Here is a 14,217-nt window from a genome sequence, read left to right on the forward strand (position 1 = left end):
TCTTATGGTAGAGTTCCTCGTTGCGAAACTTCACGACGTCCACTTCATGACGATGCTGCTGGCGGCCATTGCCGCCAGCGCCACCGTCTATACGCTGGTGATGCCGCTGTTCGCCGGCGAGGGCCTTTCCAAGCGCATGAAGGCGGTGGCGAACGAACGTGAGCGCATCCGGCAGCGCGAGCGCGAGCGCCTCCACAAGAGTGAAAAAGTCTCGCTGCGCCAGACGCCGAAGCAGCTCGTCTCGAAGGTCGTCGATGACTTCAACCTGACCAAATGGCTCGCGCAGGAAGCTGCGCGGGACAAGCTCATCATGGCCGGCTATCGAGGCCAGGCGCCCTACATCACCTTCCTGTTTGCCCGCCTGGTTGCCCCGATCGTGCTGTTCGTCGGTTCGGTCGTCTACGTGTTCCTGATCGCGCATATGCAGCAGTCCATGCCGATCAAGATCGGCATCTGCGTCGGTGCGGCCTATCTCGGACTCCAGGCGCCGATGCTGTTCCTCAGGAACGCGATCTCCAAGCGCCAACTCTCGATCAAGCGCGCCTTTCCCGATGCGCTCGACCTGCTCCTGATCTGCATCGAATCCGGCATGTCGGTCGAGATGGCGTTCCGGAAGGTCGCGGTCGAAATCGTGGGCCAGTCGATCGCGCTATCGGAGGAGTTCACCCTGACCACGGCCGAGCTGTCGTATTTGCAGGATCGCAAGGTCGCCTACGAGAACCTCGCGCGGCGCACCGGGCTCGAGGGCGTCAAGTCGGTATGTCTCGCGCTCCAGCAGGCGGAGCGTTACGGCACCCCGCTCGGCCAATCCTTGCGGGTGATGGCGCAGGAAAACCGCGACATGCGCATGAACGAAGCCGAGAAAAAGGCCGCGGCACTGCCGCCGAAGCTGACGGTACCGATGATCCTGTTCTTCCTGCCGGTGCTGTTCGTCGTCATCCTTGGACCGACTGGCATCAAGGTCACCGAGATGCAATGACCTTAGACGTGGACCGCGTACGGTCCGAGGATGCCTTCAAGATTGGAAGATCAAGATCGGAAGATCACGTCTGATCAGTCGGGCAGGCCGAGCGAGGCGACCGGCGTCCGCTTCGGCGCACCACGCCGGACGTCGCTGCGGGTCAACATTTCCTTGAGATAGGCGACATTGGCCGTAGCCTGGTCCGGCGGCAGGTCCGCCTTCACAATAGTCTCGGCTTCGGCGAAGCGGCCCTGGAGACCGACGACAAGACCGAGATTCTGCCGCACCCGCGCGCTTGCGTGCGGCGAGGCATAGGCTTGGCGCAGCGCGTCTTCGGCCTTCGGCAGATCTCTCGACAACATGTAGGACAGGCCGAGATTGGAGAGCACGCCGGGATCGCCAGGCGCGATCTTGAGCGCACTCGCATAGTAGGAGCGCGCTTCCTCGTGACGCCCCATCTGATCGAGCGCGGTACCCTGCACCGAGAGCAGGCGCCAATCCGGGTTATCGGGCGAATGCGCCTTCGACAGCACGTCGAAGGCTTGCTGGAAATTGCCGTTGTCGGAGAGCGCGCGGCCGTATTGGGCCATCAGCGCCTTGTTGCCGGGATTGGCGATGGTCGCCTGCTCGAGCACGGCGGCAGCCTGGGCGCGCTGGCCGTTGGCGCGCAGGGCCTGGCCGTAGGCGAGCGCCGCGTCGGCGTCCTTGGGATTGGCACGATAGCGCTCGCCATAGACTTCAGCAGCGCGCGCGGGATCGGTGGGAGCGGCTTCCGCCCGCGGCCCGACCGAGCCCGTGACGTCGGAGAGTTTCGACATCGCCGTGCAGCCGCCGAGACCCATGGCCACCGCTGCGACCAGCGAGGTGGACGCAAGAAGCCGGGCAAGACTTAACCGTTCACGACTGAACCGTTGACGCATGACGCTTTGACTCTCGAGCCGATTGATCGAGCCGAACGCGCCAGCAATAGACTGTTAACCCTAACGGCCGGTTAATGCTCCCGGCCCGGGCCCGTCACTGCGGCGCCTGCGGCGGCACCTCGCCGCCGAGACCCGCATCGAGGCCGAGCGCCTTCGCCTGCTCGTTCAGGTCCCGCAGCAATTGCAGTCGTTGCCGCGTCTCGATCGCGACATCGATGCCCGGACGCACGACCCTCGGCAATTCGCGTCGAAGATCGTCACGATTGACCAGACGCCTCGCGCGGAGCTCGTCGAGCTGAACGTCGTCGATGCCGAGCACATTTGCAGATTGCTCGATCAGTCGGCGCAGTAGTGACGTCACCGCGGCCTCGACATCATGCTTGCGTGCGGATCTCGAGAACTTGCTTTCCAGATCGGCCCAGACATGAGAGGTCACGAGATAGACGTGGAGCAAATTGGCCCAATCCACCTCGTCGTCGGCATAGAAGGCGCGGCGCAGCAGGAGCCGGCGCGCGAATGCTGCGACCTGATTCCGTTTCAGCGTGGTGCATGCGTCGATCTCGATGCCCGATTGGACGGCCGGATCTCGGGAAAAATCCCGTCCGGCCGGCAGTCTGACGACGCCGTGCGGCAGGTTGGAATCGAGCGGCCTGAAGACACCATCCTTGCGCGGACGTGAGTAGCGGGCGATCGCGAAGCGATACTCTGTGCGGCCGCCATGGGACATCGGGTCGGACATCGGGCCGAAATGGATGACGTTGAAGCCGGCATCGTCACCGGCCTGCCCGGTCGATGACGGACAGGACAGGACGTAGATCGTGCGCCAGAATGCTTCAGCGCTCTCGCTCGACGTGGCGCGCGGATCGGGAATCGAATAACGCGTCAGCCCTTCGACATGCCGGTGTCCGTGCAGGACCAGATCGACATTGAGCGATGTCGCCGCTTCGAGGAAGGTCGCGGGCGCGGCGAGATACATCAGCGGCTCGTCGGGCACGCCGAGAAACCGCTTTCCTTCTCCGGTCGCCTGCGGCAGTGGATGATGGTGCAGCGCCAGCACGCGCACGAGGTTTTCCACCGGCTCGGCATAATCGGCGCGGCCGCCCGACCCGAGGCTGCCCGCGAGCTTGACGCTCAGCCGCGCGGAATCCGAAACCATGGCGCTATAGGCGCTCTGGTCGACGTTGCCGCTCACGAGCGTCGTGAGGCTCGCGCGGTTGGAATCCAGCAGCACCAGATCGAGGCCGGCCTGACGGTAGTAGACGCTCTTCGAGGTCCGCGGCAAATGCAGGTAATCATAAACATCGTGGCGACCTGCACGCTGGCTCGGTCGCTTGACGTCGTGATTGCCGGCAATTGCCTGGATGTCGGTGAACAGCCCGGTCTGCCGGAAGGACGCAATGACGGCGATCGCTTCGTCGAGCGCAGGCGGCGCCGGGTCGTCCACGATATCGCCGGTGATCAGCAGGATGCGATCGGGAACATCCGCGAAGTCCGCCATCCTCTCGCGAATTGCGGCATTGAGCGTCTCGATGGTCGCAAGCAGTCGACCAGACCCGTCCAGATGCAGGTCGGAAATCTGTACGATGACGAACGATCTATCCATTTTGCGTCGCTTATTTGCGAATGCCGCGCCGCGCAAACGATGAGAGAAATGCCTTCGACGATCAGGTTCAGTCCGGTATCAATCAGCCCGGGCCATGATGAGCCGGGTAAGAATTGACCCCATCCCCTGTTGTTGCACTCCGTGCAGAACCGTACGACACAATCTAAAATATTGGGCAATAATGCCACAACCGCAGCGCTAGTAAAGCCCTGCGGCCGCTCGCGTGGATCGTGTCCTCGGCATGAGACGGGGCTCGCCCGATGATGGTTTCGCTCACCCGATCAATATTCGATAGCGAGCCTCTTGCGAATTTCATCAATGCGCTTGTCCAATGCATCGAACCGCGCGTGAACGGAGCGGTCGTGGAGATAGAAGACGTAACCGCCGGCAAGGAACGCGAATATCCAATGATGATGCTCGACATAGCCAAAAATCGCCTCGACCGCCTGCCCGATGAAGGTGACCACGCTCCACACAAATTCCATTGCATTTCCTCCCGGCCGGCTTTGTCGTCGGCCGCCGGAGATCTGCACACCTGACGGCCGTTGCCGGAACCTAGCATGGCCCCTTTGCTGCGAGTAGCGGACCGCCGAACGGTGGCAGCAAAGCTGATTGCGGCGGCGGCAAAACTCTGCGAAATCTCGTCCGTTCGTATGACCCGCTCGATCTGACGATCCGGACCCGCCAATGCCTTCTGTCTTCGAGACGTCGCCTACCGCCATCCCGATCACCTTCGTCACCAAGTCGAGCTGGGATCAGGTCGCCGAGGGGCTACCGGCGGCGCAACGCCAGTTCGCCACCGCGAGCGCCTTCACCGCAAAGCCGGGCGGCTATCTCGCGCTGCCCGCGCCCGATGGCGCGATCGCGCAAGTGCTGTTCGGGCTCGAGGACGAGGGTGCAAAATCGCGCGACCTGTTCCGACCGGGCGCCCTGCCCGGCCTCCTGCCGCCGGGCATCTATCGCTTCGCCAATGCACCGCAGGATGCACGGCTCGCCGCACTCGCCTTCGCGCTCGGCAGCTACCGCTTCGCCCGGTACCGCAAGGCCGATCGCCCCGAGGTCAGCCTCGTTCCCCCCGACGGCGTCGACGCGACCGACATCAATCGCATGGCGGACGCCGCAATGCTGGCGCGCGACCTCATCAACACGCCGGCCAACGACATGGGGCCGGAGGAGCTGGCCGCAGCCGCGCAGGATCTCGCCGCCGAATTCGGCGCAAGCTTTGCCTGCACCATCGGTGACGACTTAAAGACGAATTTTCCACTGATCCACGCCGTCGGCATGGCATCTAGCCGCGCGCCGCGGCTGATCGACATTGGCTGGGGCGACCCGGCTCATCCCAAGGTGACGCTGGTCGGCAAGGGCGTCTGCTTTGACACCGGCGGGCTCGACTTGAAGCCTCCGAGCGGCATGCTGATCATGAAGAAGGACATGGGCGGCGCCGCCAACGTGCTGGCGCTGGCGCGCATGGTGATGGATGCGAAGCTGAAGGTGCGACTGCGCGTGCTGATTCCGGCCGTGGAGAACGCGGTCGCGGGCAATGCCTTCCGCCCGCTCGACATCTTCACCTCGCGCAAGGGCATCACGGTCGAGATCGGCAATACGGACGCAGAGGGGCGGCTGGTGCTCGCCGACGCGCTGGCGCTTGCGGACGAGGAAAAGCCGGACCTGCTGATCGATCTCGGCACGTTGACGGGAGCGGCACGCGTCGCGCTGGGGCCGGATTTACCGCCCTTTTACACCAATGATGAGACGCTTGCCGCTGACGTCGCACGATGCGCGGCGAGGGAGAACGATCCGTTGTGGCGCATGCCACTGTGGCCGCCTTACGATGCGTGGCTGGATTCCAAGACCGCCACTATCACCAACGCACCATCAGGCGGCTTTGCCGGCTCGATCATTTGCGCGCTGTTCCTGCAACGCTTCGTCGAGCATGCCAGGAGCTGGCTGCATGTCGACATCTACGGCTGGACGCCGTCGGCGAAGCCCGCACGCCCCGAGGGCGGCGAGTGCCAGGCCGCGCGCGCGATCTACACATTGCTGAGCGAGCGCTATGCGTGATCCAGAACACGATCTAAGCCACGATCCAAGTCACGATCCAAGATACGATCCAAGGCTGACACCGTCGCGCGGCGACATCGCCGCGAAATACCTCGAAAGCAAGGTGCAGGCGGATCGTTTCGTCACGGGCGAGGAATTCGAGATCATCGCGGCGATCGCGCCCGTGCGCGAGCAGCCGTCGTCGAACGCGATGCTAATGACACAAGCGTTGCGCGGCGAGGGCGTCACGGTTTACGACCGCAACGGCGAAGGCTGGGCATGGGGTCAACTTTCAGGTGACGGCTATGTCGGCTGGCTGCCGGACGCAGCACTCATGAAGCCCGCGGCCGCGCCGACCCATATGGTCAGTGCTTTACGAACCTTTGCCTTCCCCGGTCCCTCGATCAAGCTGCCGCCAGCAGACACGCTGGTGATGGGATCGAAGATCGCGGTTGCACGCGAGGACGGCAGCTTCGCCGTGACACGCGACGGACACTATCTGCCGAAGGCCCATCTCGCCCCGCTTGGTCATTGCGAGCCGGATTTCGTCGCAGTCGCCGAGCGTTTCGTCGGCACGCCCTATCTCTGGGGTGGCAAGAGCAGCCTTGGCGTCGATTGCTCCGGCCTGGTCCAGATGTCGCTGACATCGGCGGGCATCGGCTGCCCGCGCGACAGCGACATGCAGCAGGCCGGGCTCGGCCGCGCGCTGGAGCCCCATGAGCAAAGCAGCTTGCTGCGCGGCGATCTCATTTTCTGGAAAGGTCATGTCGCCATCGTCCGCGATGGCAGCACCATGGTTCACGCCAATGCGCATCACATGGCAACGGTGATCGAGCCGATCGAGCCGGCAATCGCAAGGATCAAGCAAGCCGGCAGCGAGGTCGCCGCGATCAAGCGGCTCTGACGGAGGCTACGTCGCCGCGGACCCGTTCTCCGCCGTCTCCAGCCGGAACGCCGCCGCAAACAGCGCGCGCGTGTAACCCGTCTTCGGGTTCTTGAAGAGCTCGGCGGCCTGGCCTTCCTCGACCACCTTGCCGCCACGCATCACGATCAGATGGCTGGCGAGCGAGGCGACGACGCGCAGATCGTGCGAGATGAACATGTAAGTGAGATCGCGCCGGCGCTGCAATTCACGCAGCAGATCGACCATCTGCGCCTGAATCAGCATGTCGAGCGCACTGGTCGGCTCGTCCAGGACGACGAAATCCGGCTCCAGCACCACCGCCCGCGCGATGCTGATGCGCTGGCGCTGGCCGCCGGAGAATTCATGCGGATAACGGTGGCGAGTATCCGGTTTCAGTCCGACGTCCTCGAGCGCCTTGACGACACGCTCCTCCCGCTCGCCTCGCGAGAGCTGCGGCTGATGCACGGTGAGGCCTTCGGCGACGATGTCGGCGACCGACATGCGCGGGCTGAGCGAGCCGAACGGATCCTGGAACACGATCTGCATGTCGCGCCGGAACGGCCGCATCTCCTTGAAGCGCAGGCCCTGGATATCTTTTCCCAGGAACACAATGCGTCCGTTCGAGGAGATCAGCCGCAGCAATGCGAGCCCCAGCGTGGTCTTGCCCGAGCCGGACTCGCCGACAACGCCGAGCGTCTCGCCCTTGCGCACGGCGATGCTGACGCCGTCGACCGCCTTGATGTGGCCGACCGTCTTGCGCATCAGCCCCCGCTTGATCGGGAACCAGACCTTCAGGTCGTGGGCTGACATCACCACCGGGGCATCCGGCTGCGGCGGCGCCGGATCCGGCTTCGGCTCCGCGGCGAGCAGGTCGCGCGTATAGGGATGCTTCGGGGTCTTGAAGACCTGCTCGACCGGCCCCTGCTCGACGATCTCGCCCCCCTTCATGACGCAGACCTGGTCGGCGATGCGGCGCACGATGCCGAGATCGTGGGTGATGAAGAGCAAGCTCATGCCGAGCCGGCCGCGGATCTCTGCGAGCAGCGTCAGGATCTGCGCCTGCACGGTAACGTCGAGCGCCGTGGTCGGCTCGTCCGCGATCAGGAGGTCCGGCTCGTTGGCGAGCGCCATCGCGATCATCACGCGCTGGCGCTGGCCGCCGGAGAGCTGGTGCGGATAGCTCTTCAGCCGCGTTTCAGGCTCGGGAATGCCGACCTGCGTGAGCAATTCCAGCGTCCGCCTGCGCGCCTCGGCATTGCTGGTCGGATTGTGCAGCTGAATGATCTCGCCGATCTGCGCCTCGATCGTATGCAGCGGGTTGAGCGAGGTCATCGGCTCCTGGAAGATGATCGAGATGTCGCTGCCGCGAATCTCCCGCATCTCCTGCTCCGACCGGTCGATCAGTTCCTGGCCCTTGAAGTGGATGCTGCCCGAGGGATGCGAGGCATTTGGATAGGGCAAGAGCTTGAGAATCGAGAGCGCGCTGACCGACTTGCCGGAGCCGGACTCGCCGACCAGCGCCAGGCACTCGCCGCGCTTGATCTGGAACGAGACCTTGTCGACCGCGAGCGTGGTGGCGCCCCCCTGGTGGAAGGCCACCGAGAGGTCGCGCACGCTGAGCAAAGGCTGGTTGATCGCGTCCATTGGCTTACCTGAACGTCTTGCGCGGATCGAATGCGTCGCGCACGGCCTCGCCGATGAAGATCAAAAGCGACAGCATGATCGCGACCGAGAAGAAGCCGGAAAAACCGAGCCACGGCGCCTGCACGTTGGACTTGCCCTGCGACAGCAACTCGCCGAGCGACGGCGAGCCGGGCGGCAGTCCGAACCCCAGGAAATCGAGCGCCGTCAGCGTCATCACCGAACTCGACACGATGAACGGCAGGAACGTCATCGTCGCGACCATCGCGTTCGGCAACAGATGCCGGAACATGATGACCTTGTTCGACACGCCGAGCGCCCGCGCCGCCTGGATATACTCGAAATTGCGCCCGCGCAGGAATTCCGCGCGCACGAGTCCGACCAGCGACACCCAGGAAAATAACAACAGGATGCCGAGAAGCACGAAGAAGCCGGGCACCAGCACCGACGACAAGATCAGCAGCAGATAGAGCGAAGGGATCGCAGTCCATATCTCGATGAAACGCTGGAACAACAGGTCGATCCAGCCGCCGAAATAGCCCTGCACCGCGCCGGCCGCGATGCCGACGATGGAGGAGACGATGGTCAGGCAGAGGCCGAACAGCACTGAGATGCGGAAGCCGTAGATCAGCCGCGCCACCACGTCGCGGCCCTGATCGTCGGTGCCGAGCCAGTTGTATTCGAGATCGCGGCAGCTCTTGAGGCCTTTCTTCTCGACGACGGGCTTGCACTGCGCTTCCGTCAACATCCAGGTCGGCCGCGACGGCGCCGGCGTCGGCAGATCGAGATTGTGGGTGTCGTAGGAATAGCGGATCAGCGGCCAGACGATGCTGCCGCCCTTGTCCCTGATCAGCTTCTGCAAATAGGGATCGCGATAGTCGGCCGCGGTTTCGAAGTCGCCGCCGAAAGTGGTTTCCGAATAGGTGACGACGGACGGCCAATAAAGGTGGCCGTCATATTTGATCAGGAACGGCCGATCATTGGCGATCAGCTCGGCGAACAGCGACACCACAAATAGGATCAGGAAGATCCAGAACGACCAATAGCCGCGCCGGTTCGCCTTGAAATTCTGCCAGCGGCGCCTGTTGAGCGGCGACGGCACGAACGGTTTGCGCGTGATCGGCACGGCACTGCCGAGCGGTGACTTCGCAGTGGTTTCGATCGGCGTGGTGGGGGCGGCCAGCGTCATCAGACCTCCCGCGCCTCGAAATCGATTCGCGGATCGATCCACATATAGGTCAGGTCAGAGATCAGGTTGATCACGAGGCCGACGAGCGAAAAGATGAAGAGCGTGCCGAACACCACGGGGTAATCGCGGTTGAGAACGCTCTCGAAACTGAGCAGTCCCAGTCCGTCCAGCGAGAAGATGGTCTCGATCAGAAGCGAGCCCGAGAAGAAGGCGTGAATGAAGGTCGAGGGAAAGCCGGCGATGACGATCAGCATCGCGTTGCGAAAGACGTGACCGTAAAGCACCCGATTCTCGCTGCAGCCCTTCGCGCGCGCGGTCATCACGTATTGTTTGCGGATCTCGTCCAGAAACGAGTTCTTGGTCAGGAACGTCATGGTGGTGAACGCACCGAGCCCCATAGCGATCAGCGGCAGCGTCAAATGCCAGAAGTAATCGATGATCTTCCAATACCACGGAAACTGCGACCAGCCGTCTGACGTCAGTCCGCGCAGCGGGAACCAGTTGAAGAACGAACCGCCGGCAAACAGGATGATCAGGAGGATCGCGAATAGAAAGCCGGGAATCGCGTAGCCAAGTACGAGCACGCTCGACGTCCAGGTGTCGAAGCGCGTCCCGTCCCTGACCGCCTTACGGATGCCGAGCGGAATCGAGATCAGGTAGGTCAGCAGCGTCAGCCAGATGCCGAGCGAGATCGAGACCGGCAACTTCTCCTTGACGAGCTGCAGGACGCTGACGTCGCGAAAATAGCTCTTGCCGAAATCGAAGCGGGCGAAATTCCAGACCATCAGCGCGAAGCGCTCCGGCGCCGGCTTGTCGAAGCCGAACTGCACTTCCAGCTTCTTGATGAAATCGGGATCGAGGCCTTGCGCGCCGCGATACTTCGAGTTGATGGCGTCGCCGCCGGCCCCCAACTGCCCCGGGGCGCGCTGCGCAAAGTCGCCGCCGCCCGAAATGCGCGAGGTCCCGCCGGTGTCCGCGCCCGAGAGCTGCGCGATCACGCGCTCGACCGGGCCGCCCGGCGCGAACTGCACGACGATGAAGGAGACGAAGAGGATCCCGAGCAAGGTCGGGATCATCAGCAGGATGCGGCGGGCGATGTAGGCGCTCATGGCTGCTTCGCCTGCTCGAGCCTGGCGGCCTTGCCGCCATCGTACCACCAGATGTCGGGAGCGCCGACGCCGTTGGCATAACGCGGCGGCTTCTGCGGATGACCGAATTGGTCCCAATAAGCAAGCCGGTGCGTCTTGTTGAACCAGTGCGGCACCCAATAACGGCCGGCGCGGAACAGGCGATCGAAGGCGCGGCAGGCGACGGTCAATTCCTCGCGGCTGTCGGCCGCCATGATCTTCTCGATCATGGCATCGATGGCCGGATTGGCGACGCCCGCAAGATTGTACGAGCCCTTCGTTGCCGCGACCTGCGACGAGAAGAACGAGCGCATGGCGTCGCCCGGCGTTGCCGACATGCTGAAGCGCTGGGTCGTCATATCGAAGTCGAAATCTTCCTGGCGTACCTTGTATTGCACGGCGTCGACGAGGCGCACGCTCGCTTCGATGCCAAGCGTCGCGAGATTCTTGATGTAGGGCCCATGGTGCGGCTGGAACGAAGGCTCGTCCAACAGAAATTCGATCCTGAAGATCTCGCCGTTCGGCAGCATCCTCTTGCCGTCCTTGATCGGCAGGCCGGCCTCGCTCAGCAATCGCTGCGCCCTGCGCAACAGGCTGCGATCCTGCCCGGAGCCGTCGGAGACGGGCGGCGTGAACGGTGCGGCGAACACCTCGTCCGGAACCTGGCCGCGAAACGGCTCCAGCAGCTTCAGCTCTTCCGGCGGCGGAGGCCCATCGCTCGCCATGAGGTCCGAGTTCTGAAATGGCGATACCGTGCGGGCATAAGCACCGTACATGATGGTCTTGTTGGTCCACTCGAAGTCGAAGGCGTCGATCAGTGCCTCACGCACGCGAGGATCCCTGAATTTTTCGCGCCGCGTGTTGATGAACCATCCTTGCGCGCCGGACGGCGTGTCGTCGGGCACGACCTCCATCTTGACGCGACCCTCCTTGACCGCGGGGAAGTCATAGCGGGTCGCCCAGATACGAGCGGTGAACTCTTCGCGGTAGAGATAGTTCTTGCCGGTGAAACCTTCAAAAGCGACATCGCGGTCGCGGTAGAATTCGTAGCGCACGACGTCGAAATTGTAGCTGCCACGACAGGGGGGCAGGTCGGCAGCCCACCAATCCTTGACGCGTTCGTATTCGATGTAGCGGTTGACCTCGAACTTGCCGACCTTGTACGGGCCCGAGCCCAACGGGATATCGAGCGATGTTTCGTCGAAAGCGCGAGAGGCATAATATGCTTTCGAGAAGATCGGCAGACTCGCCACATAGAGCGGCACGTCACGCGCGCGTCCCTTGGCAAAGGTGACGACCAGCGTCGCATCGTCAACGGCTTCCGCGCTGACCATGTCGCGCATCTGCACGATGATCAGCGGATGCCCCTTGGCCTTCAGCGACGTCAGCGAAAACGCCGCGTCGTGAGCGGTAAGCTTGGTGCCGTCATGGAATTTCGCCTCTGGCCGCATGGTGAAGCGATAGACCAGCCTGTCTGCCGATATATTTACAGACCTGGCGGCAAGCCCGTACATCCCGTCCGGTTCGTCATTGGCTCGCACCATCAGCGGCGCAAAAGTCATGTCCATGCCCTGCGCGCCATCGCCTTTGAGGATGAAGGCATTGAGCGAGTTGAAGGTCTGGTAGGACTGGTTGTACGCGCGCACCGACGGGATAAGCGAGAAGGTGCCGCCCTTCGGCGCGTCGACATTGACGTAGTCGAAGTGATGGAAGTCGGCGGGATATTTGAGGTCGCCGAAGGCCGACATGCCGTGGGCCTCTGCAGGCATCTCGGACGCTGTCGCGCCCCGGAGCCAGGCGGCGCTGAACGCGCCACCGGCACCCAAGGCCAGCACATGCCGGCGTGAAAGCTGCGCCATGCGAGAAATGCCCTTCACGACTTCTTTGCGATCCGCGCCGCCTTGTCCGCGTCGTACCACCAAATGAACGGGAAGCCGGACTGACCGTATTTGGGTAATTCCGCCGGCCGGCCGAACCGATCCCAGCGCGCGGTGCGCACCTTCGTATAAGTCCACTGCGGTACGACGTAGTGATTCCACAGCAGCACGCGGTCGAGTGCCTTGGTTGCCGCGACGAGATCGTCGCGACCCTTGGCGTAGATCACCCGCTCGATCAGCTTGTCGACCGCCGGATTCTTGATGCCGGTGATGTTGCGTGAACCGGCGATGTCAGCCGTCTTCGAGGACCAGAATTCGCGCTGCTCGTTACCCGGCGACTGCGACTCGCCCCAGGAGTTAGTGACGATGTCGAAATCCCACTCGCGCGTCCTGTTCTCGTACTGAGTGGGATCCACCGTCCGCACGCTGACAGCAATGCCGAGCCGTTCCAGCGACGGCTTGTAGAACAGCGTGATCCGCTCGAAGCTTGGATCCGAGTTCAGCAATTCAAGGGAGAACTGGGCGCCGGTCTTGACGTCGATCAGCTTGCGCTCGCGCACCTCGTAGCCAGCTTCCTTGAACAGGCGCAGCGCCTCGCGCAGATTGTCGCGAACGGCTTCCGGACTGCCGCCGACCGGGTTCGTGTAGGCCGTGGTGAAGACTTCGGGCGGGACCTCGGCGCGGACTGTCTCGAGGATCTCGAGCTCCTTGCCCTGCGGCAACCCGGTCGCCATCAGCTCATCGATGCCGTCGAAATAACTGCTGATGCGCTTGTACTGGCCGTAGAAGATCTGCTTGTTCATCTCCTCAAAGTCGAACGCGTAATTGAGCGCGCGTCGCACGCGCGGATCCTTAAACTTGGCGCGGCGCAGGTTCGGCACGAAGGCCTGCATGACGCCCGAGCTGCGATTGGCGAACTCCTCGAGGATCACGCGTTTTTCGGTGACGGCCGGGAAATCATAGGCTGTCGCCCAGTTCTTCGCGCTGTTCTCGGTGCGCCAATCGACCTGATCGGCCTTGAATGCCTCAATCGCCACGGTGGCGTCGCGGAAATACTCATAGCGCAGCTCGTCGAAATTATTGCGGCCCACATTGGCGGCGAGGTCGCGCCCCCAGTAATCCTTGACGCGCTCCAGCGCGATCGACCGCCCGGCAACGAATTCCTTGACCCGATAGGGGCCGGAACCTAGAGGCACTTCAAGCGTGGTGGCGGAGACATCGCGCTTGCGGCCCTGCGCATCCGTGCCCTCCCACCAATGCTTCGGCAGGACCGTGAGCTGCCCGACGATCTGCGGCAGTTCGCGGTTGCCCGGCGCGTCGAACACGAATTTTACCTCGCGCTCGCCGACCTTCTCGGCTTTCGTCACATGGCTGTAATAGGCCGAGTACTGCGGGTGGTGCTTCTTGAAGGAATCGAGCGAGAAGATCACGTCATCCGCGGTTACCGGCTTGCCGTCGTGCCATTTGGCTTGCGGCCGCAAGCGGTAAGTCACGAAGGAGAAATCATCCGGATGGCTGACGGCCTCGGCCAGCGCGCCGTACTCGGTCGAGACTTCGTCAAGCGAGGCCGTCGTGAGGGATTCGTAGATGAACGCCACGGCACCGGCGACTTGCCCCTTCACACCGGAGACGACGATGTTGAAATTGTCGAATGTGCCGACGGCGATCTGGCGCGCGACGCCGCCCTTGAGCGCTTCCGGATTGACGTAGTCGAAGCGCTTGAAATCCGCCGGGTATTTGATCTGTCCGAACAGCGACAGCGCGTGCCGCCAGGTGGGCTCGTTGGCGGATTGCGCGTGTGCCACGCCGACGCCGGAAAGGCCCCCTACGGAACCAAGGGCGGGGAGCGTTGCGGCAGCAGTGCCGGTGAGCAGGAGATCGCGTCGGGTAAGGGCCAAATCAACATTCCTGTCTTGAAGGAGGCTACTCCTTTAAGTTCCCAATATAGGCGAGGT

At 63.1% G+C, this 14,217-nt stretch carries 11 protein-coding genes; 3 read left to right on the plus strand and 8 right to left on the minus strand.

Annotation, left to right across the window (positions count from 1 at the left end; all coding sequences use genetic code 11):
• Positions 1 to 4: 4 nt before the first annotated feature.
• Positions 5 to 979, plus strand: coding sequence for a type II secretion system F family protein (locus AC0L23_RS03205; protein WP_018454686.1), 975 nt, complete (start codon positions 5 to 7; stop codon positions 977 to 979).
• A gap of 74 nt (positions 980 to 1,053) precedes the next feature.
• On the opposite strand, the gene AC0L23_RS03210 is transcribed toward AC0L23_RS03205, so the two are convergent.
• The 3 genes from AC0L23_RS03210 to AC0L23_RS03220 form a co-directional block, all read right to left on the minus strand.
• Positions 1,054 to 1,881: a tetratricopeptide repeat protein gene (locus tag AC0L23_RS03210; protein WP_026232795.1), complete on the minus strand. Its 828-nt coding sequence runs from the start codon at positions 1,879 to 1,881 to the stop codon at positions 1,054 to 1,056.
• 94 nt (positions 1,882 to 1,975) lie between these two features.
• Positions 1,976 to 3,484: a metallophosphoesterase family protein gene (locus tag AC0L23_RS03215; RefSeq protein ID WP_085361622.1), complete on the minus strand. Its 1,509-nt coding sequence runs from the start codon at positions 3,482 to 3,484 to the stop codon at positions 1,976 to 1,978.
• Between the two features lie 281 nt (positions 3,485 to 3,765).
• A complete protein-coding gene (locus AC0L23_RS03220) occupies positions 3,766 to 3,969 on the minus strand; it encodes a hypothetical protein (protein ID WP_018454690.1) in 204 nt (67 codons plus the stop codon).
• 202 nt (positions 3,970 to 4,171) lie between these two features.
• Here AC0L23_RS03220 and AC0L23_RS03225 point away from each other — a divergent pair, with 202 nt between their 5' ends.
• Both AC0L23_RS03225 and AC0L23_RS03230 read left to right on the plus strand, forming a co-directional pair.
• Positions 4,172 to 5,545, plus strand: a complete 1,374-nt coding sequence (locus AC0L23_RS03225) for a leucyl aminopeptidase family protein (protein WP_085361623.1) — start codon at positions 4,172 to 4,174, stop codon at positions 5,543 to 5,545.
• A complete protein-coding gene (locus tag AC0L23_RS03230; protein ID WP_085361624.1) occupies positions 5,538 to 6,428 on the plus strand; it encodes a C40 family peptidase in 891 nt (296 codons plus the stop codon). The genes AC0L23_RS03225 and AC0L23_RS03230 overlap by 8 nt, the downstream gene beginning before the upstream one ends.
• 6 nt (positions 6,429 to 6,434) lie before the next feature.
• Here the strand turns inward: AC0L23_RS03230 and AC0L23_RS03235 are convergent, their stop codons facing one another.
• The 5 genes from AC0L23_RS03235 to AC0L23_RS03255 are packed head-to-tail and all read right to left on the minus strand — an operon-like array spanning position 6,435 to position 14,160.
• Complete coding sequence (locus AC0L23_RS03235; protein WP_085351726.1) at positions 6,435 to 8,072, minus strand: ABC transporter ATP-binding protein; 1,638 nt, start codon at positions 8,070 to 8,072, stop codon at positions 6,435 to 6,437.
• A 4-nt stretch (positions 8,073 to 8,076) separates the two neighbouring features.
• Positions 8,077 to 9,258, minus strand: a complete 1,182-nt coding sequence (locus tag AC0L23_RS03240; protein WP_018454694.1) for an ABC transporter permease — start codon at positions 9,256 to 9,258, stop codon at positions 8,077 to 8,079.
• Positions 9,258 to 10,367, minus strand: coding sequence for a microcin C ABC transporter permease YejB (locus tag AC0L23_RS03245; protein WP_018454695.1), 1,110 nt, complete (start codon positions 10,365 to 10,367; stop codon positions 9,258 to 9,260). Before AC0L23_RS03245 ends, AC0L23_RS03240 begins: the two co-directional genes overlap by 1 nt.
• Positions 10,364 to 12,244, minus strand: a complete 1,881-nt coding sequence (locus AC0L23_RS03250) for an extracellular solute-binding protein (protein ID WP_085361625.1) — start codon at positions 12,242 to 12,244, stop codon at positions 10,364 to 10,366. The genes AC0L23_RS03245 and AC0L23_RS03250 overlap by 4 nt, the downstream gene beginning before the upstream one ends.
• Before the next feature lie 14 nt (positions 12,245 to 12,258).
• Positions 12,259 to 14,160, minus strand: a complete 1,902-nt coding sequence (locus AC0L23_RS03255) for an extracellular solute-binding protein (protein ID WP_085351724.1) — start codon at positions 14,158 to 14,160, stop codon at positions 12,259 to 12,261.
• Between the last annotated feature and the right edge of the window lie 57 nt (positions 14,161 to 14,217).

Source organism: Bradyrhizobium sp. MI1.4, assembly GCF_055811315.1.

Excerpts from the sequence above, each read along its gene's own strand:
- AC0L23_RS03205 (WP_018454686.1), top strand. The coding sequence starts at position 5 with ATGGTAGAGTTCCTCGTTGCGAAACTTCACGACGTCCACTTCATGACG.
- AC0L23_RS03210 (WP_026232795.1), bottom strand. The coding sequence starts at position 1,881 with ATGCGTCAACGGTTCAGTCGTGAACGGTTAAGTCTTGCCCGGCTTCTT.
- AC0L23_RS03215 (WP_085361622.1), bottom strand. The coding sequence starts at position 3,484 with ATGGATAGATCGTTCGTCATCGTACAGATTTCCGACCTGCATCTGGAC.
- AC0L23_RS03220 (WP_018454690.1), bottom strand. The coding sequence starts at position 3,969 with ATGGAATTTGTGTGGAGCGTGGTCACCTTCATCGGGCAGGCGGTCGAG.
- AC0L23_RS03225 (WP_085361623.1), top strand. The coding sequence starts at position 4,172 with ATGCCTTCTGTCTTCGAGACGTCGCCTACCGCCATCCCGATCACCTTC.
- AC0L23_RS03230 (WP_085361624.1), top strand. The coding sequence starts at position 5,538 with ATGCGTGATCCAGAACACGATCTAAGCCACGATCCAAGTCACGATCCA.
- AC0L23_RS03235 (WP_085351726.1), bottom strand. The coding sequence starts at position 8,072 with ATGGACGCGATCAACCAGCCTTTGCTCAGCGTGCGCGACCTCTCGGTG.
- AC0L23_RS03240 (WP_018454694.1), bottom strand. The coding sequence starts at position 9,258 with ATGACGCTGGCCGCCCCCACCACGCCGATCGAAACCACTGCGAAGTCA.
- AC0L23_RS03245 (WP_018454695.1), bottom strand. The coding sequence starts at position 10,367 with ATGAGCGCCTACATCGCCCGCCGCATCCTGCTGATGATCCCGACCTTG.
- AC0L23_RS03250 (WP_085361625.1), bottom strand. The coding sequence starts at position 12,244 with ATGGCGCAGCTTTCACGCCGGCATGTGCTGGCCTTGGGTGCCGGTGGC.